Annotated in this window: 17 protein-coding genes and 1 pseudogene; 3 read left to right on the plus strand and 15 right to left on the minus strand. The window is 39.0% G+C overall.

The window, feature by feature from the left end; translation table 11 throughout:
* Positions 1–426: 426 nt before the first annotated feature.
* The 11 genes from ACN0TV_RS06460 to ACN0TV_RS06510 all read right to left on the minus strand — a co-directional run bounded on the left by ACN0TV_RS06460 (position 427) and on the right by ACN0TV_RS06510 (position 13,763).
* On the minus strand, positions 427–1,665 hold the full coding sequence (locus ACN0TV_RS06460; RefSeq protein ID WP_417361265.1) for an alpha/beta hydrolase family protein: 1,239 nt from the start codon (positions 1,663–1,665) through the stop codon (positions 427–429).
* Complete coding sequence (locus ACN0TV_RS06465; protein ID WP_417361267.1) at positions 1,665–3,290, minus strand: glycoside hydrolase family 28 protein; 1,626 nt, start codon at positions 3,288–3,290, stop codon at positions 1,665–1,667. The genes ACN0TV_RS06460 and ACN0TV_RS06465 overlap by 1 nt, the downstream gene beginning before the upstream one ends.
* Before the next feature lie 9 nt (positions 3,291–3,299).
* The gene (locus tag ACN0TV_RS06470; RefSeq protein ID WP_417361269.1) at positions 3,300–4,343 is read right to left on the minus strand and encodes a Gfo/Idh/MocA family protein; all 1,044 of its coding nucleotides are present in this window, start codon (positions 4,341–4,343) and stop codon (positions 3,300–3,302) included.
* On the minus strand, positions 4,340–5,377 hold the full coding sequence (locus tag ACN0TV_RS06475) for an L-rhamnose/proton symporter RhaT (RefSeq protein ID WP_417361271.1): 1,038 nt from the start codon (positions 5,375–5,377) through the stop codon (positions 4,340–4,342). Before ACN0TV_RS06475 ends, ACN0TV_RS06470 begins: the two co-directional genes overlap by 4 nt.
* A complete protein-coding gene (locus ACN0TV_RS06480) occupies positions 5,374–6,234 on the minus strand; it encodes an amidohydrolase family protein (RefSeq protein ID WP_417361273.1) in 861 nt (286 codons plus the stop codon). Before ACN0TV_RS06480 ends, ACN0TV_RS06475 begins: the two co-directional genes overlap by 4 nt.
* Entirely contained in the window at positions 6,235–7,386 is a 1,152-nt protein-coding gene (locus ACN0TV_RS06485) for a CaiB/BaiF CoA transferase family protein (protein WP_417361274.1), read from the minus strand.
* Between the two features lie 31 nt (positions 7,387–7,417).
* Complete coding sequence (locus ACN0TV_RS06490; RefSeq protein WP_417361276.1) at positions 7,418–8,572, minus strand: CaiB/BaiF CoA transferase family protein; 1,155 nt, start codon at positions 8,570–8,572, stop codon at positions 7,418–7,420.
* Positions 8,562–9,725, minus strand: coding sequence for an ABC transporter substrate-binding protein (locus ACN0TV_RS06495; protein ID WP_417361277.1), 1,164 nt, complete (start codon positions 9,723–9,725; stop codon positions 8,562–8,564). The genes ACN0TV_RS06490 and ACN0TV_RS06495 overlap by 11 nt, the downstream gene beginning before the upstream one ends.
* Positions 9,718–10,164, minus strand: coding sequence for a MaoC family dehydratase (locus ACN0TV_RS06500; protein WP_417361279.1), 447 nt, complete (start codon positions 10,162–10,164; stop codon positions 9,718–9,720). Before ACN0TV_RS06500 ends, ACN0TV_RS06495 begins: the two co-directional genes overlap by 8 nt.
* Before the next feature lie 21 nt (positions 10,165–10,185).
* Positions 10,186–12,393, minus strand: a complete 2,208-nt coding sequence (locus ACN0TV_RS06505; protein WP_417361281.1) for an alpha-L-rhamnosidase C-terminal domain-containing protein — start codon at positions 12,391–12,393, stop codon at positions 10,186–10,188.
* A 266-nt stretch (positions 12,394–12,659) separates the two neighbouring features.
* Entirely contained in the window at positions 12,660–13,763 is a 1,104-nt protein-coding gene (locus ACN0TV_RS06510; RefSeq protein ID WP_417361287.1) for a hypothetical protein, read from the minus strand.
* A 262-nt stretch (positions 13,764–14,025) separates the two neighbouring features.
* Here ACN0TV_RS06510 and ACN0TV_RS06515 point away from each other — a divergent pair, with 262 nt between their 5' ends.
* The 3 genes and pseudogenes from ACN0TV_RS06515 to ACN0TV_RS06525 form a co-directional block, all read left to right on the plus strand.
* Entirely contained in the window at positions 14,026–14,124 is a 99-nt protein-coding gene (locus ACN0TV_RS06515; protein WP_417361291.1) for a type II toxin-antitoxin system HigB family toxin, read from the plus strand.
* Positions 14,125–14,175: 51 nt separating this feature from the next.
* Positions 14,176–14,535: a helix-turn-helix domain-containing protein gene (locus ACN0TV_RS06520; RefSeq protein WP_417361293.1), complete on the plus strand. Its 360-nt coding sequence runs from the start codon at positions 14,176–14,178 to the stop codon at positions 14,533–14,535.
* Between the two features lie 306 nt (positions 14,536–14,841).
* Positions 14,842–15,036: pseudogene (locus tag ACN0TV_RS06525) on the plus strand (DUF1016 N-terminal domain-containing protein); the annotation flags it as partial.
* Between the two features lie 399 nt (positions 15,037–15,435).
* Here ACN0TV_RS06525 and ACN0TV_RS06530 read toward each other — a convergent pair.
* From ACN0TV_RS06530 to ACN0TV_RS06545, 4 genes are all read right to left on the minus strand, one after another.
* Positions 15,436–15,849, minus strand: a complete 414-nt coding sequence (locus ACN0TV_RS06530) for a type II toxin-antitoxin system VapC family toxin (protein ID WP_417361295.1) — start codon at positions 15,847–15,849, stop codon at positions 15,436–15,438.
* Complete coding sequence (locus tag ACN0TV_RS06535) at positions 15,846–16,091, minus strand: DUF6364 family protein (protein WP_417361297.1); 246 nt, start codon at positions 16,089–16,091, stop codon at positions 15,846–15,848. The genes ACN0TV_RS06530 and ACN0TV_RS06535 overlap by 4 nt, the downstream gene beginning before the upstream one ends.
* Positions 16,092–16,525: 434 nt before the next feature.
* Positions 16,526–18,109 (minus strand): sodium:solute symporter, encoded by a 1,584-nt coding sequence (locus ACN0TV_RS06540; protein ID WP_417361298.1) that lies wholly within the window; start codon positions 18,107–18,109, stop codon positions 16,526–16,528.
* A gap of 9 nt (positions 18,110–18,118) precedes the next feature.
* On the minus strand, positions 18,119–19,207 hold the full coding sequence (locus tag ACN0TV_RS06545; RefSeq protein WP_417361300.1) for a Gfo/Idh/MocA family protein: 1,089 nt from the start codon (positions 19,205–19,207) through the stop codon (positions 18,119–18,121).
* Positions 19,208–19,212: the final 5 nt, after the last annotated feature.

Below are 19,212 nucleotides of genomic sequence, written 5' to 3' on the forward strand. Positions count from 1 at the left end.
AAGCCTATTTTATAACATAACTTTAACAAACTTATTAAGAAACAATACTCTAAGTGTCCTGTACTATGCTGCTATTTATTTAATATTTTGACTAGAGCGTTCCAAACGTTCTAATTATAATCTACAAGATAATAGCCAAAAAGAATTGAAATAAGTGTGTAAAAAACATTAAATACAACTACACTATTTAGAGAGCATAAAACAACATTAAGCCATTTTAAATCCCCTGATAAGTATCTATTACAAGAATTGAATTCGGAATCAAAATCCTATAATCACTGTCCATCTTAAACGACTATTCTATTATAGATTATTATCTTTATAAAAAAGATTTTATATACTCCGCATATCCTAAAAAAAAAGTTAAAAAAATAAAACTATTCAGAATTCTTAAGGCAATATTATCGCAAAATAAGATCCAAGCCTTTATTTTAAATTCTCCCGAGCAAAATTTAAATACTGTTGCCAATCAAATTCGGTAATATCATGATTTCCGAAACGAATATGATATCCCATTACCCCAGTTGTAATCGGTTGATTGATCTTTGGAAATTCCTGATCTAAAAGCCCCTCTTTCCCATAAAGCGCAAATACATCAGAGGTGTATTTAAGTCCCAAGAACTCCCCCAGAGGGTCGGCACCGAGATCTTCTTCTGCACTTGCAACATATATAAGTCTGGGAGCGATAAGTGAAAGTACCGTATGCTGATCAAATGGAAGAGCTATTTCATTTTCATTAAATCTTTTGAAATTTTCACAAAACCAATGTGGATTCCCATTGTTAAGTTTGGCGATCGTCTCCCCTACCATTCTTTTGGATAATGCAGCGCCACCACCACCGGATTCGTTGCTCACTACCATGGCAAAACGCTTGTCCTTAACACCAGCCCATATCGCTGCCTTTCCCATTCTGGAAAAACCAATTACAGCTATTTGTTCAGCATCAATACCGGGATCTGTTACAAAATAATCCATGCATCTGCTCAGTCCCCAAGCCCAAGCTCCCATTGTACTGAAATTATCTCCTCTTCCCTGCAGTTCCGGATACAGACGGTGAATTCCATTTTTAAAATCATCGTGATAATCAGGATCCAAATCTCCTGCATAAACCGTAGCCACTCCAAAACCGTTTGCTAAAATGAGTTCAACAGGCCAGCGACTCGATTGTGTCCCTCTTGAATGTTCTGTGGGGTGATTCTTAAGTGAACCGGCTGCACCTATCCACACCCACTCTGCGGACAACCGTATTGCAGGATCATTATGTATGGTATGATTCCCTTCAAAATTAAGCCCTAGAAATACGGGTGCGGGTTTTTTAGATTCCCTAGGAAGGTAAATTAGAAGATCAAGCAAATGCTGATCATTTTCCAAATAAATGGCCACTTGTTTTCGAACAGCAGTTCCGTCTAATGCCATGCTATCCTGCTCAAATACCACAAATTTTAAATTTTTAGGAGCCTCAGGACTATAGCCATACATTAATTTTTCGAGCTGTGACAGAAGCCATGGTCGTTGCTCGTCTTCCCACTCCTTTACACTGGTAATCCTATCACCTTTGGGAGTTTCTAAGGGATCTGGTAGTGGATAATCGATAAGTGGCTTTTGTTGAGCAATACCTTGTATTCCAAAAAAAAGTGCAACAAATAATAATAAAAGTTTGCTCATTACGGCAGCTTATAGTGATTGTCAGACCAATTTATGGGTTTCGCCGGTCTTGAATGCTTAAAGCTGATATTATTAACCGAATCTCCCTTAACCTCTACATAAACGCTACCCTTTCCAACCCTAAAATCTACATTTTCAAAAACCACATCCTGTATTTGCTGTAAGAACAATACTGAATCTCTGCTCTGAACACTTACGTTTTTAAAACGAAGCGCATGCGCATCAGAAGCCGTAAAAAATGAATTTGTTTGATCTACCTGAATGTTTTCAAAAGTCACATCTTCGAGGGGAGACTCCGGAATTCCATAAATCTTTACGAAGGTTTCCGCCTTCTCCACCAAGATTGAATCCATATACACCTTTTTAAACTTGGGAGTAAGCTTATCCACCGCCCGAACCGGCAATCTACTCGCCAGCGCTCCCACATAGATTTCCTGTCCCAACATATCCCATTTAAAAGCTGTCCCCTTTAAATTCATCCGAATCCGCTCATAATAGAAATTTTCACCGCCACCCCCCCGTGGTCTTCGGGTTTTGAAACGAATGCCCACAGTAGTATTGTCAAAAACGCAATCGCGCATATAAATATTTCGGATTTCTCCGGCAGTTTCACTGCCTATAGTCATCCCCCCATGGCCCTGTTGCGCCAGACAATAACGTATCACTACATTTTCTGTAGGTTGATTTACACGTATACCATCTAACCCTCTTCCAGCTTTCATCGTAAAGCAATCATCCCCACTATTGAGGGTGGAATATTCAATGAGTACATTTTTAGAAGAAACGATATCAATTCCGTCTCCTTTAGGAATCCCAACAGAGTTCACCGTAATTCCTCTGATAATAACATTCTCACAGTAGACCGGCACTATGTTCCAAAATGCAGTACGCTCAAGGGTAATCCCTTCGATATAGACATTGGTACAATTCGTGGGCGAAATAAATGCCGGTAATAATACAGGGGAGCCATTATCTCCTTCATAAACCCGCTCTTCGACAGGCTTTTCTAGCGGCACAAATTTCTCAATGACGTTTTGGGTCATCTCCTGATCCCTTATAGACCCCTTATCCGGCCCATACAATGTGCCTTGACCAGTTATGGCTATATTATCTTGTTTATACGCATAAATACAAGCCCCTAAGGACATGACTTCGACCCCAGCATGTCGGGTAAAAACTGCAGGAAGAAAATCCTCGATTTCCCCGCTAAAATACAAATTCGCATCTGCCTCCAAATGAAGATTTACATTCGACTTTAACGCAAGCCTACCGCTTTTCCAATCTCCAGCAGGTATTACTACTTTACCTCCTCCGCTTTCATGTACCTGGTCGATTGCCGCCTGAATCTCTTGTGTACTTAGTCTGTTTTGTCTAGCCCTGGTTTCCGTTATGGAAAGCACAAAATCCGCAAAAACCGGTTTTTTGAGTTGCGGCATATCAAATGGAGCGTTAATAGGAGCAATCGTATCGGGTAAAAGAGCAGCTCCTACCTGATCTTTGGTTAGTAAACTTTCCAAATTCACCGAAGCTCCTATACTCGTAGTAGACGCTTTCTCAGCACAATTAAAAAAAAGTAAGGCTAAAGCTACACTTACAATTTTTGTTAGCCATTTAGAAATATTCATATAAATAAATTAAAGTTTATCAGGAGTAATTCCCCCTTGCCGACTTGATATATAAGCAGCCTCTACAGCTGCCATGGTATGTATACAATCCTCCACACTGTTATCCATAAGATATTGCGCATTAGATGTAGACTTTGTAAGTTCTCTCATGGAACCTATAAAGGCATGAGGAAACCAAGTCCCTTGTATTTTTTCTTCTCGCCACCCCTTTTGATCATCAAATAAGATGTATTCAAAGGTATCTTCCATGCCTGTGGGATAGTTTTTCAATAATCCGATTTCTATGCGGATGGCTCCTTTAGTGCCTTCAATTTTAATCGTAGAACATTGATGTTTTTGGTCATAACCACAATTGTGATTGGTCAGGATGTTTGCACGAGTAAATTCTCCGTAATCCATTAATATAGCCGAGCGCACCGATTCCAGTTCACGACTTTTCGGATGCTTTATGGATTTTGCATAAACCTTTTGTGGATTGCCAAGAAAGGATCGAACCAAATCCACGTAATGAATACTGTGATATAATATCTCAACTCGTTCTGCTGTTTTTAAAAAATCCCAAAAATGCCACGGCGTGTACACATTTATTATAATTTCAATATCACATATGGTGCCTATTTTTTGCTCCGCAATCAATTCCTTGGCTCGAGTAATAAAAGGTGCATAACGCAGTTGAAAGTTTACAGCAGCATTTAAATTTTTGTCCCGACAACAGCTCAAAATCTCTCTGGCCATTTTCAAATTTTCACCCATAGGTTTCTGAATGAGCACCGACGCATGATCAGGTAAGGACTGTAATACTTCCAAAACTTGCTTTCCGGGAACCGCCAAATCAAAAACCGTGGTTTTATTTGCAGCCTGAACAGCATGTTTTAGGGATTCAAATACCAGAGGAATATCAAATTCCTCGGCTAGAAGAGTTGCCTTCTGCAAATCAATATCATAGATTCCTACAACCGGATAGGCTGCAATTTTATAGGCCGGTAAATGGGCATCCTTTACAATACCTCCGGCGCCTATACTTATGATTTCTATGGGATTTATGTTCATCATCCTGAAGTTAATGAATTTCCTAAGGTCAGTGAAAATACCGCCAGTATTAAAATAAGTATAGCCAGTAGCAATATCATTATGGTGGGACGCCTGGATTGTTTCCATTCTCTCAGTGCAAGACCCGCTAGCATACTGAAAAGTACCAGCATCAACATATGGATGGCCCAACTAGTAAATTTATAGGCTCCCATTCGTACATGACCCAGTCCATAGAAAAAGAATTGTGAGTACCACAACATTCCAGTGAGTATGGCAAACAAATAATTCCAATGCAATTTCGGTGCTTTTATGGTTTTAAACTCCCTCCAGGTTTTGGATTTATTATGAAGAAATATACAATACACTGCCGTAGTTACGAAGGCGCCCGTGTTAGAAAACAAATACACCACATTGGTCTGAAACCCTCCGGCTCCATGTTCAAATGCAATATCGGCTATAGGTTGTCCCTGGTCGATCGAAAAACCGTAAAGTGCAGAGAGCACCCCAGCCAATATAGACAAAGGCAAGCCTTTAGCCACTGAAAAATTTTCATCTTTGGTACCTTTAAATTTTAGTAAATCCAATTCTTTAAACCTGCCTGCTACACCACAAAGGGTAATTCCAATAACACCCAACAGCATTCCAACAATTATCCAAATCGACCCAGATTGTTGTAATACCCATGCCAGTTCCCCTCTGACCAGAGGTGGCAACAAGGTTCCAACCACACAAGAAATTCCGATGGATATGGCATAGGTTAAGGAAAAACCCAAATAGCGAATCGTAAGTCCAAAAGCGGTACCACCGATACCATAAGCCATCCCGAGACCGAAAGATTTCCACATAGCATCAGTTGGAGCTTGCTCAAGCACCTCCATAAGGTTTGGAATGGTTATCCAAGCAACTATGATGGGAAGCAAAAACCAACACACAAATGCCTGTGCCAACCAATAGGTTTGCCAGGACCATTGTCTTACTTTTTTTTGTGGGGTATAACAAAGGGCGGCGAAGGCAGCTCCAATAGCATGAAATGCAACACCAGCTATAACACTCATAATTTTAATTTTAAATTGTAGAACTCCGCAGCATTTTCAAAACACACGCCCTTTAATTCATTTTCCGTAAGTAAGTCAACCAAGGCATTCTCATACTGCTTCCAGGTATGGGTATAACTTCCAGCCAGTAGAGAAACCGGCCAATCCCCACCCAGAAAACAACGTTTGTAGCCAAATTTACTAATAGCAAACTCCAGGTACTCGTAAATATCAGAAGCCAGCCACTGAAATGGACGACCGATTGTGGTGCCCAAGCCGGATATCTTTACATGTATATTAGGATACCGGGAAGCTTTTTCCATGAGCGTACCCCAGCTGCCAAACTTTAATTTTTGTGCTATAGGTGGCTGATTTAAATGATCGAGCACAAGGCTTAAATTGGGTAGTTGCTCTGCCACTTTTATGGCAGTTTCTAAATGCTCCGGCAACACTCCTACCACATCGAAGGGCAACTCATTATCAGCCAATATTCCTAGGCTTTCCAGTACAGAGGCTTGCAATAGCCATTTAGGGTCAGATTCATTGTGAATAAGGTGTCTTACCCCTTTAAAATATAAGTTTTGAAGGTACTTCTGCTCAAGCAATTTTTCGCTTTGCCCAGGATCCGTCAGTGGAAGCCAACCGACCACGCCTTTTATCCAATCAGATTCCTCTGCTACTTTTAGCATATAAGCCGTATCCTGATCATTATTCGCAGCCTGTACAAGAATTCCATATTCCACAGTTGTGCCTTTGCGTTGCTGTTCCAATTCTTCCATGAAATAGGAGCGGTTTAGAATGCTGCTATCCCCTTCCAGCCACGGGTAACTGCCATTTTCCAAATCCCATAAATGGATATGTGTATCTATTATTTTCATCTAAATATTTTTTAACCCGAATTCTCGGGTAATTGCATCGGTATGTTCCCCTAACAAAGGTGCCCCTTGAGTAGCGGTTAATTTTTCTCCGTTAACCCTGATAGGACATCGCGTTGTTTTAAGGTTTAACCCCTGAGTAGTACTAACGGTCATTTCCATATCGAGTTCTTTATACCCCTGTTCATTAGTAAGCTCTTCAATAGTAAGCACCTTAGCACACCAAATATCCGCAGCCTCCAAGATATCCAGCCAATATGTAATGGATTGGGTTTTTAAATGATCTGCCAACACTGCTTTTATCGCATCCCTCTCTCGGAACCAGCGCTCAGGATCATCATACCTCTCAAGAGGCGGACAATTGAGGAGCTTGGCGAGTTGGGTTATATTTCCCATGGCAAGCGCCAAATAACCATCACTGGTTTCATATACCCCATAAGGCGCTGCGATATAGGCATGCGCGTGATTTTTATGGCTACGCTGCGGAAGTTCCTCCCCATCGTTTAAAAAAGTGGTAAACACCTCAAACTGAAAATCTAGGGAGGTTTCCAGCATGCTCAGCTGCACCAGAGAACCCTTTGATGTCGCATCCCTTTTTAAAAGTGCTGCCAGTATTCCTTGTACCAACTGTGCACCGGCAAGAATATCTACCACACTAACCCCCATAGGCGTTGGCAGTTTATCAGCTTCTCCGTTTAAATAAGGGATTCCCGTTATGGATTGTAATAACAAATCCTGACCAGGGAGTCCGCTCCATGGCCCTTGCTCTCCATAACCACTTATGCCAGCATAAATAATATCCGGTTTAATGCTTTTTACTTTTGAATATGAAAACCCCAGACGTTCCATAACACCTGGACGGAAATTATGGATCAGTACATCAGCTTTTTCAATCAGCCGATATACCTTCTGCCGGTCCTTTTCATCTTTCAGATCAGCCACAAAGCTTTCTTTATTTCGGTTAATGGTATGGAATAAAGTAGAATCACCACCAACCTCTACTTCCGACACATATAACTGACGGCATATATCTCCCGTTAAAGGCTTTTCAATCTTAATCACACGAGCACCAAAATCCGCCAGACGAAGACTCGCAGATGGCCCTGATAAAAACTGAGAAAAATCTACAATTGTAATGCCCTCCAATAATTTCATGATGTTTGTCTTAATCGTTTCGTTGTTTCCATTACAATGCAAACTCTTTTTGAATTTGATCTGTGTGTTGCCCCAGTTCAGGAGCAGGGCTTGCACCCCATAATACCGCTCCATCAATTCGAATGGGACAACGATTAGTTTTGATCGTTCTATCTTTAGCGATTTCAATAAGCTGTTCAAGCTCCATTTGCTTATAGCCCTCTTCTTTTTTTAAGGTTTTCCAATTTTTTAATTCCGTAGCCCAAATCCCCTCTCTAAGGAATTTTTCCATCCAAAAACCTGCAGTCTCATGTTTGAAAAATATGGCCAATACCGCTTTTATTTCATCCCGTTTAGAAAATGCCATGGACTGGTCATAGGCCATAAGCCCTGCGCAATTAAGAGTAATTTTGAGATCCTCGAGCGGTATCATAGCCAGTGCGATATAGCTGTCCTTAGTCTGGTATATCCCATAGGGTGCAGCCAATAAGGAATGTGCATTATTTTTTGCCGAGCGCTGCGGTAATTTTCCAGAGGTAAAATAGGTGGTAAAAAGTTCAAACTGAAAATCGATTAAAGATTCCAAAAGACTCACCTGAACCTTAACAGCCTTATTTTTTCGATTTCTATATAGTAAGCCTGCCAAAACAGCCTGTACAACCTGAGCTCCACACAACATATCTCCAATGGCCAAACCAAAAGGAGTTGGCGCATCCTGATCATCACCGCTGGCATACATCAAACCGCTCATAGCCTGAAGTAATAAATCCTGACCCGGTTTTTTAGCCCATGGTCCATGAGATCCATAACCACTTATTTCTGCATACACAAGTCTGGAATTTACGGCATCTAGTTGATCAAAACCCAGTCCGAGTTTCTCCATTACCCCAGGTCTGAAGTTGTGAATAAGCACATCCGCCTTGGCGATTAATTTTTTGACTGATTCCAGCTCTGTATCCGACTTTAAATTGGCTATATAGCTTTCTTTATTTCTATTTATGGTATGAAAGAGCAATGAATTATCTCCCACCCATTGATCCTTTATGGGTAATATCCGGCAAAGATCGCCTTTGTTTGGGTTTTCAATTTTAATCACCCTTGCCCCCATATCCGCCAGACGTAATCCTGCAGAAGGTCCGGAAAGGTATTGGCAAAACTCCAGTACCAAAATACCATCTAGCGGCTTTGAATTCTGCTTAATTGCCATAGATTAATTTCTTGCTATTTCTATATGCAGTATTTATTTTTTCCAATGACTTGACCTTCGATATTTTACCCAGTAAATAATCATGAACATAATCCCCGGCCTCATCCTGAAAATCAAGATACCCGTGATAGCGAGGACGTAAATAAGCATTGTCCAGCGTAGCTATGGTACTTTGGAAAAAATCAGCTGTAAGGATGTTATTTCGAGGATCCAACCATGCCTTCCGATGACCAGGTTGACCTCCATGCATAACATATTCAGTGCGTTGATAGTTTTCACTGGCCAGCATTTCAGCAAAGCGCACCGCTTCTTCCTTATAGGAACTAAAAGAGGAGATTGCCAGCCCTGTCCCCCCTAAGGTACTTCGCATCGGAACATCATTATAGCTGACAATATTGGCATACCGCAATGGATATTGCGCATAGCCCTCCCTGGAGTAATTGGAATACCCATATGCAAAAGGACAATACCAAAACCGATTTGTGCGACTCATCAGCTCAGCTACCTTGATAGGATTGGCAGTAAAGAGCTCTTCATCTAACAGACTGTAAAATTCCTTCATACTTTCCAGTACCAATTCTCCGGTACTGTCTGGGACCACTTTATCTGTATCGGTAAAAGGTTTTTCTCCATGAATTTGGCTGAACATATAAAAATTCATCAGTAAGTCAATCGGTATTGAAGGCGCAGCCACCTTTCCTTTTTTGGCCAGTTGTAATACATCCTCCCAGGTGGTAGGTACAGGCGTCTCATATTGTTCAAGCAAGTCCGCTCTATAACTTGCTACAGGTGTAGCCGCATCAATCGCCAAAGCCCATTGATGTCCTTTATAGTTGTAGCTGTCATGAGAACCTCCTACTTGGTGGTCTTGTTGATTCTGCATAAAATCCGCGGATAGATACTGATCTAAAGGTAACACACATTTGTTGTCGGCTGCACACCCCACCCAGGGGTGATCGATGATCAACAAATCATAATGTTCTGTAAGTTTTTCAATAGGATAATCAGCAAATTCTTGTAGAGTACGCTGTTTCCACTGAATTTCTACATCTGGATACAGCTCCTTGATCCGTTGTGAGCAGGCTTGTAGCGGAAGTATGCCCCTACTGTGTCCCCATGTGATCCCTTTTAATATTTTTGGTGCTTTACTCATCAGCGCTTTTTTCTGTTAGTAAAAGATGTTCACAAACCATTACCAGCTCATCATTTTGATTTAATACTTCTACTTTTTCAGTAACCAATCCAAATGCAGGTTTTTTATGAGGTTGTTTATCGGAGATCGTAATTTGAACTCTTATAGTGTCCCCAATAAAAACAGGTCTAATAAATCTCAGTCGTTCATACCCATAGGTCATAGCAACCTCATTAATAACACTGGCCGTCATACCAACAGCCACCGAAAAAATTAAAGTTCCGTGAGCAATACGCTGTTTAAACGCCTGTGTCTTACACCACTCAGCATCCATATGGTGCGGGAAAAAATCTCCTGTCTGCCCTGCATGCATCACTATATCAGTCTCCGTAATGGTTCGACCCAAAGTTGATCTGGTCTGTCCCACCTCAAATTCTTCAAAATATTTTTTTGTAAACATGTAATCGTATTTTATAAGGCACTATAGCGCCTTGTACTTAATTTTATATTCCCGGTCAGTCTCAATGGCAAGTTCATAAGCATCATCTCCAAGGGATTGAATTCCGGCAGCTCCACTGGGTGTGTTTCGACTTTTAAAAATCAGTTTACCCGCTCCCTTTATACCATTTATTTTAATTTCTCGTCGATCCGCATATACAGAAATAGGTCCCTTAGGTGTAGGTACCTTTCCCTCCATCCATTTCAAACCGCCCAAATTCGGACGAATTTCATAGGATGCATACCCTGGAGCTGTAGGTTGAACACCTAAATAATACCTACCGAAAAGATAGATCGGGCTTGCTCCCCATGCATGACATAAACTTTTACCGAATGGACGTCCATACATGGCCAGTTGCTCAACACCCTTTTCTGTGGGATCATATTTTTCCCAGAACGAAGTCGCTCCTAATTCTAGCATGCCTCCCCAGTAATCTCGGATTTCATCCAAAACATATTCCTGCTCGCCCAAGGCACATAAAGCCTCCAACTCATAAAAACGCATATAAGGCGTAGTGATTTGTTGCACCTGGTCATTAAGTAAAACATGTTCTTTGATCTGTGCCTCTTTTTCAGCATTCACATAATCAAAAAAGATAGCAAACATATTGGTATATCGCGTCACCTTATCGGTGAGTTCCCCTTCAACACGGTTATGAATAAATGCCTGCTGCTCATCGGACCAAAATTCAGTCTGAATCTTCTGTTTTAAATCTTCAGCCAAACCATTATACCGCTTAACAGCATCAGGTTCCCCGTTAATCTCAGCACATATGGCCATAGTCTCTAAAGATCTTGCAAAAAGAAGTTGCTCAAAACTTACCTCTCCTTCCTTACTCAGACCATCAGCCCAATCGATAAATACCCAATCTCCAGGCAAACCTTCCACCATTCCATTTGCATTGCGTCGCTCTAAACAAAATTCCATCAGGGATTTCATTCGAGGATAGATTTGTTTTATAAAATCCTCATCCCCCGAGAACAGATAATAATCGTAGATCCCCATAAACCAATAGAAGGAGTAATCCATAATCGTATTGATATGACTGTTCACCGGATCCTTGCCCCTTAAGGCGTAGGTAGTTCTTTTAACCGAAGGGTTATCATTAAATAAATAATAGTTCATCAAATAACTCTGATACGCATCTCCTGACCAGATCCAACGATCTCGTTTAATACCGTCTATAAAAAACTCCCTGGAAGTCAGATGCATGGTATAGGCCGAAACATCCCAGATTTCATTGAGCAGCTCATCGGAAGAGTTAAATGCTCCTTTGTACTCTAAAGGCAAGTACTCATATAGCATGGATACAGAATCCAATTGAATTCCGTCTTCGGGTTGTACATTGACATAACGAAAAGCCCTGCTTTGATCGATAAGAAAATCCGAAGCCTGACTGCCATCAAATTCCAATCGATCCAAGGTCTCACAAAACTCCTCAGAGCGAGCTTCTTCTTCTGACTCTCCGTAATATACATTCAGATCGCCAGAGCCTTCCAGACCGTGAAGTTTTACAAAACCAAAAGTTTCTTCTCCAAAATCAACAAGATATCCTTTCTTATGCGGTGTAATTTTAACAGCCTTTTTAGGTTTGGTTTCCAAACGGAACTCTGAAGGCAAATCCTCCTTATTGTCAAAATCCCAGCTCCCTACCTGATCCCAGTGGGTACCGGATTCTCCTGAGGTTCGCCCACTGGCATCAATCCATTCTTTATCCTCATAGGTAACCTCCCAGGAAGCGTCGGTAATCACGTTATTTCCTTTTACAAATAAAGAGGGTGTTGCCTCTTGATTGTAAACCTTGATTGTTAGTATATGATCACCTGCGGGGATTTCGAGCGCCTTAGGATCTCCGTAATACATTTTTCCATCCAATTGGATTTTAGCCTGACCCTCTGTATGGATTTCTACCACATCGTTTTGATCAAGCGATAGTTTCTTACGAAAGGTCACCAGGGAATAAGGACTGTAATAACGCCATAGCGGCGGGAAAAATGCCCCACGCTCCGTTCTTTTGGCTTGCATTTGATTACTCAACCAAATTTCATAATCACCGGGATACCAAATCCAGGTCGCATCAGTATTTTTAGAATTATCCTGAGCATTTAGACTTGTAGGCACCACAAACAGTGCTAGTAAAATCATACCAAGTAAATACTCAACTTTTAATTTTTTAATAAAATTTCGCATCAATATAGAGTTAAGCGCTAAAATTGCTAAAAATTCAATGGATGCTTATCCTCTACCTACCTGTATGACATAAATAGTACAGTGTCTGGATGCACTGAAGCATGCTGGTTCTTGGTCAATATTGGGGATTACCCGATTTGGGAGAAAATCATATTTATATATATGGATCCGAAATTTACCTTTATCTTCAACCCAATTAAGCTCTCTAAATTTAGGAGTTGTTTCTATAAATAAAGCCGTATGCTGGTTTAAAATCACATAGCTTTTTAATATCTTTTCCTCGTTTCTTCAATTATTTCCCCATTTTCATCATATTGCCAAGACCTCAATAATCTTCCATTTCCGTCCCAATCTTTATAAATCCCTGTTGTTTTTCCCTTTTCACGAAACATTTCAGAGCTTAAAACTCCATTTTTATGAAAATACCTAACAATTTCCTTGTCTTGGTCGGGGTAATAAATTGTTTCTTCTTGCTTTTCTCCATTTTGACGAAAGACAATATTTGACAATATCTGCCCTTTATCGTTGTAAACTCTTTCTATCCAAATTTTTCTTTTGGAAAGTAGTTCTTTAGCCTGTTTTAAGTCAACGCCATTTAAGTCTGAATATATTTTCAAATGCAAATATGAAGTATCTATTTCTCTCCAAAAAATTGTAGTGTCAATGGGAATATCGTTATCGAATTTTTCAATTTTAGTTAAATTTCCTTTGCCTGAATACCATTTAAAAACCCCATTTTTCTTTCCTTTCAGATAGCTTTGTGTACTTTGAACAACTTCATTTGGATACCATATATTTCTCTTACCATTTAGCAGTCCGTTTTCATAATATTCTTCTAACTGTTTATTTCCATTTTGATAATATTCTAATCTTTTCCCCTGGTATTCCGGTTCAATTTGTTCTTTATCAAATAATTGTTGTAATTTTTTCTTTAAGGTCAACTCATTCGGATATTTAACATTTTCATATCCATTAAACATTTTTATCCTTTTGGAACGAGTGCAATAGCCAGTAATAGACTTTTTAAAATTCTCATTGTAATAACCGAAAATGATCCATTGATCACCTATACTTTCTCCTAAATCACAGGATGTCCAACCTATTTCTAAGGAGTGATGAGATCCTGATACGAGAATGCTTTCTATATTTTCGCCTTTATATAATTCCAAAATTTCGAAACCCATTAGGTGTATATAAAAGTCCGTTTCGATATTTTCGGCTTTTTTGATTTCAGTAATTTTCACGTGAGCAATGAAATCATAATCGCTTAAATCTTCTTTTGTTTTAAAATCAGGATTATATGAGCAGGAACAAGCAAATGTTTTTACTGAAAATAAGAATAGAACTAAGAATGGTATTTGTAGTCTCATAGTTTGTTTCTAGGTTGGTACCGGCGGCAGTCTACCTTAAAACTACCGATTATAGTTTAAAAATAGTTGGATTTGGGGTGTAAAACAAATTAATTTCACATAAGTTTGTTCTACAGCTAAGGGATGGTTTGCAGTACTTTATCGTTGAACTTAGAAGTGGTGCATTCACTTCTAACTGGGCATTATTTTTGCAAGCTTTGCCTTTGTACTATTTAAAGGTATAGTACTGGGCTTTGTATTTGGTTTGGTAAGACAGGAAAGGATGCTCTGGAAAAACTGGGATAATATCAATGATTTAAGGCAGGATTTTAATAGTGCTGATTATGTAGGAAACCACCGGTTCGTGTTCAACATAAAATGAAACAATAATAGGCTCGTGGCTGTTATTTCATTTAATGCTAAAAAAGTTTATATGATAAAAACAGAGAAGGAGTACAAAACTATCGTGCAACGCATGGAAGTGCATTTACAAGACAGCAATAATATAGAAAATTCTGATGAAAGCGGTTATATTGAACTCAACATATTATCTGACCTTATTGCAGATTATGAAGAACGTACCTATACTGTTGCAAAGCCTACATTAGCTGAGATTATAAAACTACGTATGGCTGAAAAGAGCCTGAATCAAAAAGGATTATCTGAACTTATTGGAGTTAGTACGTCCAGAGTTAGCGAATACCTTACAGGAAAAAGTGAACCCACTTTAAAGGTAGCTAGAGAAATCAGCAAAAAACTGGACATTGATGCAGCTATTGTTTTGGGGGTTTAGGGAAACGACAATTAACAAAGAAACACGTGTGAGGTTAAAGCAATAAGTAATAATGATATTATCTACGCATTGAGAAGTCAATAGAACTGAGACTAATTCGAAAATCAAATGAATAAAAAAGACATCATTCCTAAAAACAAATCTTAACGAATTATTAAAATCATCCATTGCAGAATTATTGCAACAAATTAGGAGGACGCAATCCGCTCGTGCAATAAATACTATTTTACTACAAACCTATTGGTATATCGGAAAGTATATTGTTGAGTTTAAACAAAAGGGTGATAATAAGTCGAGTATGGAAGTGAACTAGTCAATAAGTTATCCAAAGATTTAAGCTTAGAGTTTGGCAAAGGTTTTAGTCGAACAAATCTTAAAACATTTCGCAAGCTCTACCTTACATTTCCAATTGGTCAGACGGTGTCTGACCAATTGAGTTGGAGTCGTTATTTTGAAATTCTTAAAGTCAATTCAGAACTCAAAATTAGCTGCTCTAAATGAGAATAATTTTTAATATGATCTATTGCTGTTTTAATTTGTGAAGCATTAAATATCCTTTGTTTCCGCTTATTCCATTCTGAAAGCTATTATCTTTCACTGTAAAAATAATTATTTATATACGTCCTTTTAAGGGCTTTTAAATTACAATGTAGCTTAGTTTCAGGTTAAAAATAGTAAGCTAAAAACGGTCAAAATATGTTGCATGATAGCTTTAAAAAAAAGACTGACGCCCTGTGCACATCGCCACTCCACTTCTTCAAATACCTGTTCATGAAACAACTGTCGAGTACGACTAAGGGCTAGACCAGCGGTCACCAATAATTTTTTCTAAATAGCCAATCAAACAGAGCTTTAGGGAGTTTAATTTTAGACTTTCATTTCCGCTGTTAGCCATAAGAATTATTTGCTAGCTAAATATTCTTTAGCCGTTAAAATTGGTAACTTGGAGTTTTTAAAATCCTTTTTGTTTCTCGTTATAATAATATCCACTTCATTTTCAATTGCTGAATAATATTGAAGTCCGTCCTCAAAATCTGGAAAACTTTCATCACTTAATGCAAGTTCGGTGATTTTATCATCTAAACTTAATAGTTCAACGAGCACTTTAAATTTTCTCAAAATCTCCCTCGCTTCTTTAGCTGATTTTAATTTTGTGAGAATGTAATTTGTATTAGCAAATGTTATGGATGAGATTGTAAGTTTCAATTCTTTTTTATCGGCTTGAGAAAATAGATCTGCTGCATCATTATAAAAATCTTTTCTTTGTGATAGCAAATCAATTACTATATTGGTGTCAATCAATATTTTTTTCATTTGTATTTCTCAATTAAATATTTAGCATATTCATCTTTTATATCCAAATCATCATCTATTGAAATAACTCCACTTAGACTTTTCACCAAAGGTGTGATTTCATTTTTCTTTTTTTCTCGTTCAGTAAGAGTTCCTAAATAGGATTCTATTAATTTCGATAGACTCGTATTATTAGACTTAGCATAAAGTTTAGCGGTCTCAATAATATTTTCGTTTAAACTTAATGTGAGCTTTTTATCCATTACAAAATTATTTACGTACAAATATATTAATTATTTACGTAAAATTAATTGTCTTTGATTTTTTTGTTTCCACAGCCTATTTAAATGTACTGACATGATTTATAAGTCGGCGTATAAAACCCATTGATCACGGAGTGTCGATGGGATGTAAGCGCCCTTTTTAGCCTTGGCTAGGGTAGTATTGGTATTCAAAGACTGCTACGGTAACATGTGAACTTGTAATAACACGCTCTAACATACCGTGCAAAGCTTGTCTAGAGTGCAATTAACAGAGTGTAAAAAATTTAATATCAATATTTTACAATTTTTATCATGTACTTAGATATAATAAGAAGGTTATTTGTAAATAAAATATACACGTCGTTTACCAAGATTCGGCAATAAAAATAATTAGGTAAAATAAAGTTCTATTAGATATCAAAACCGCTCCTGTACTAATGACCGTTAAACAATAGATAAAGACCTATCATAACCACAAACAAACTCACCCATAACACCTTGGCTGTAGGAGACAGTTTTGGCAGTGTACCATAGTCCAATGTACTTTTGAACTGATGTTGCGATTTATCAAGTAGTGAGATCACCACTATTAGTATGGATAACAGCACAAAAATGTAAAAAGAAAGCATTAGAAAATGTGGCCAAAAAGGATAATCTGCCGCTGGAAAAATCCAGAGGTAAAAGACACCGACTCCAAGGCTTAAAAAGGTTCCAAACAGTAAAATAAAATTTGTAGCCTTGGTAGTTGAACGCTTCCACAATACCCCAAATAAAAATACCACAGACATTGGAGGGGCTATAAAGCCCAATATTGATTGAAAAATATCAAAAAGATTCAGTCCCTTAATACTATTGATGGCAAGTGTAATAAAAATGGCAATAACCGCTCCGATAACCGTAACCACCCTACCGATTTTTACCACTTGTTTTCCGGTGGCATCCGGTTTGTATTTCTTCACATAAACATCCATAGTAAATACGGTGCTCAAAGCATTGAGGGCGGAATCAATGGTGCTCACCAATGCAGCAATTAACACTGCCATAACCAGCCCTATCATTCCTTGCGGAAACATACTGGTGACCATGGTCATATAAGCCTCATCCGGATTTTGAAGATCAGGATAGAGTATGAAACAAAGTATTCCGGGAAGAATAAATAAGGGAACATCCAAAATTTTTAACCAGGCCGTAAAATTAGATCCCAGTTGTCCCTGTTTATTATTTTTTGCTCCCAAAACTGATTGTACCATGGATTGGTCCGTACACCAAAACCAAACGCCCATTACAGGGTAACCTAACAAAATGGCATGCCAGGGATAACTCGCATCATCTGTGGGTAGTAACAAATTCCAATAATGGTCAGGAGTTTTCGCCAAAAGTCCGTCCAGTCCACCCACCTCAAAAACACCGGTAATGGTTAATGCCAAAGACACCACAATCAATAATACCATCTGAAATACATTGGTATAGGCAATTGCCTTTAGACCTCCGGCAATGGTGAAAAACGCCGCTATGATAATCAAAACTATGATCGAGAGCCACATCGGAATTCCCAACATCTGCTGAATCAAAATACCTCCGGCGAAAAGTGTGAGTGACAACCAACTAATTAAAATCGTCACAATGGTGTACCAGGCCAAAATACCACGAGTGGTATCCCCAAAGCGCTTCCCCATAAACTCAGGTAAAGTTTGAACCCTGGCGCCCATATAACGGGGTGCAAAAACCACCGCAAGTAGAAAAATAAATATAAAGGCGTACCAGGCAAAGTTACCAGCCACTACTCCGGTTGTATATCCAATACTGGCAGAAGCTATCAGCATGGAAGGTCCTACATTGGTTCCCCACATGGTAAATCCGATGCTGGTCCAATTCAATGAATTTCCGGCTAAAAAAAGATTACCGTCTCCGCTGTTTTTTTGACGGATACTCACCCAGAACCCAATGCCCACCAAAATTAAAATATAAGCCCCTACAACAATGAAATCAGTGATGGTTAATTCTTCATGAACATTCATATAAGTGAATTATTTTAGATAGTTCTCCAGTTGATATTGGTCTCTGACAGCTGCTATATTTTCAGGTTCTCCGGAGGCTAGTGATTTTTCCATGGCCTTGAGAAGCACAATGGTACCAATACCTTCTTTAAGATCCGGATATGCCGTAAAGCCCTCCCGAATACTATCAGCAAAATAGTTTAAGTAATTTTCGTACTCCCCTGCGTGATGACTCTTTCCCTCAAATCTAAAAAAATGCTTGAGTTTGTGTTCCCAGGTTTGAATATGCTCCTCTCCGTTTTTATTCGTTATGGCATAGCGAAGATCCATATAATCTCCTTGACTACAACCAAGGCTACCGCGCAAAATACAGCTCATTTCACTATCGCGTTGCACCGGTTGAACAGGTCCGCCGTATGCACCCGAGACTCTCGCAATTCTTCCATCAGTAGATTTAAAAATAAACTGCATTGTATCGGCGTTTTTTAATCCACCTTCTTTACCGTTTTGACTGAGCATCCCATAACCCATCACCTGATCAATATTCGGCAAATACCATCTGATAAAATCTACTGGGTGGCTCAATCCACCATACAACCATTTAAAGCGTTCTTCCCGCGCCCATGGCTTTGCTAAAAACCAACGGTGATCTGCATTATAATATGATTCAACGGTAACCAATTCACCGATAAGACCCGCATCGAAATCCAAACGCTGTTTACGCATCGGTTCAAAAAAACGGCTACTTTGCCCTACAAATACTCTTTTCCCTACCTTTTGCTGTAACTCAAGCAATTCAACGGCCTGATTCAAATCGTCTATCAAAGGTTTGGTACAAACCACATGTTTGTGGTGCTGCAGAGCAAGTTTAATATGCGCTGCATGTAAATGGTCAGGTGTATAAATCGCTATGGCTTCAATAGAATCATCATCCAACAAATCCTGAAAATCAGTTGTGTACTGATGAAAATCAAACTCTTTAGCTCTTTGCTTGCAGAGCTCCAGATTGCGATCACATATCTTAACTAAATCGACCTTAGGACTTGAAAGTGCAGCAGACATGGTACTCCTTCCTTCTCCAAGACCAAGGATGCCCAGTCTTAATTTCTTATTTTCCATGGGTA

It is taken from the genome of Galbibacter sp. (genome assembly GCF_048266365.1).
GTDB lineage: Bacteria > Bacteroidota > Bacteroidia > Flavobacteriales > Flavobacteriaceae > Galbibacter.

Coding starts and splice junctions, on each gene's coding strand:
- ACN0TV_RS06460 (WP_417361265.1), bottom strand. CDS start 1,665: ATGAGCAAACTTTTATTATTATTTGTTGCACTTTTTTTTGGAATACAA.
- ACN0TV_RS06465 (WP_417361267.1), bottom strand. CDS start 3,290: ATGAATATTTCTAAATGGCTAACAAAAATTGTAAGTGTAGCTTTAGCC.
- ACN0TV_RS06470 (WP_417361269.1), bottom strand. CDS start 4,343: ATGATGAACATAAATCCCATAGAAATCATAAGTATAGGCGCCGGAGGT.
- ACN0TV_RS06475 (WP_417361271.1), bottom strand. CDS start 5,377: ATGAGTGTTATAGCTGGTGTTGCATTTCATGCTATTGGAGCTGCCTTC.
- ACN0TV_RS06480 (WP_417361273.1), bottom strand. CDS start 6,234: ATGAAAATAATAGATACACATATCCATTTATGGGATTTGGAAAATGGC.
- ACN0TV_RS06485 (WP_417361274.1), bottom strand. CDS start 7,386: ATGAAATTATTGGAGGGCATTACAATTGTAGATTTTTCTCAGTTTTTA.
- ACN0TV_RS06490 (WP_417361276.1), bottom strand. CDS start 8,572: ATGGCAATTAAGCAGAATTCAAAGCCGCTAGATGGTATTTTGGTACTG.
- ACN0TV_RS06495 (WP_417361277.1), bottom strand. CDS start 9,725: ATGAGTAAAGCACCAAAAATATTAAAAGGGATCACATGGGGACACAGT.
- ACN0TV_RS06500 (WP_417361279.1), bottom strand. CDS start 10,164: ATGTTTACAAAAAAATATTTTGAAGAATTTGAGGTGGGACAGACCAGA.
- ACN0TV_RS06505 (WP_417361281.1), bottom strand. CDS start 12,393: ATGCGAAATTTTATTAAAAAATTAAAAGTTGAGTATTTACTTGGTATG.
- ACN0TV_RS06510 (WP_417361287.1), bottom strand. CDS start 13,763: ATGAGACTACAAATACCATTCTTAGTTCTATTCTTATTTTCAGTAAAA.
- ACN0TV_RS06515 (WP_417361291.1), top strand. CDS start 14,026: ATGCTCTGGAAAAACTGGGATAATATCAATGATTTAAGGCAGGATTTT.
- ACN0TV_RS06520 (WP_417361293.1), top strand. CDS start 14,176: ATGATAAAAACAGAGAAGGAGTACAAAACTATCGTGCAACGCATGGAA.
- ACN0TV_RS06530 (WP_417361295.1), bottom strand. CDS start 15,849: ATGAAAAAAATATTGATTGACACCAATATAGTAATTGATTTGCTATCA.
- ACN0TV_RS06535 (WP_417361297.1), bottom strand. CDS start 16,091: ATGGATAAAAAGCTCACATTAAGTTTAAACGAAAATATTATTGAGACC.
- ACN0TV_RS06540 (WP_417361298.1), bottom strand. CDS start 18,109: ATGAATGTTCATGAAGAATTAACCATCACTGATTTCATTGTTGTAGGG.
- ACN0TV_RS06545 (WP_417361300.1), bottom strand. CDS start 19,207: ATGGAAAATAAGAAATTAAGACTGGGCATCCTTGGTCTTGGAGAAGGA.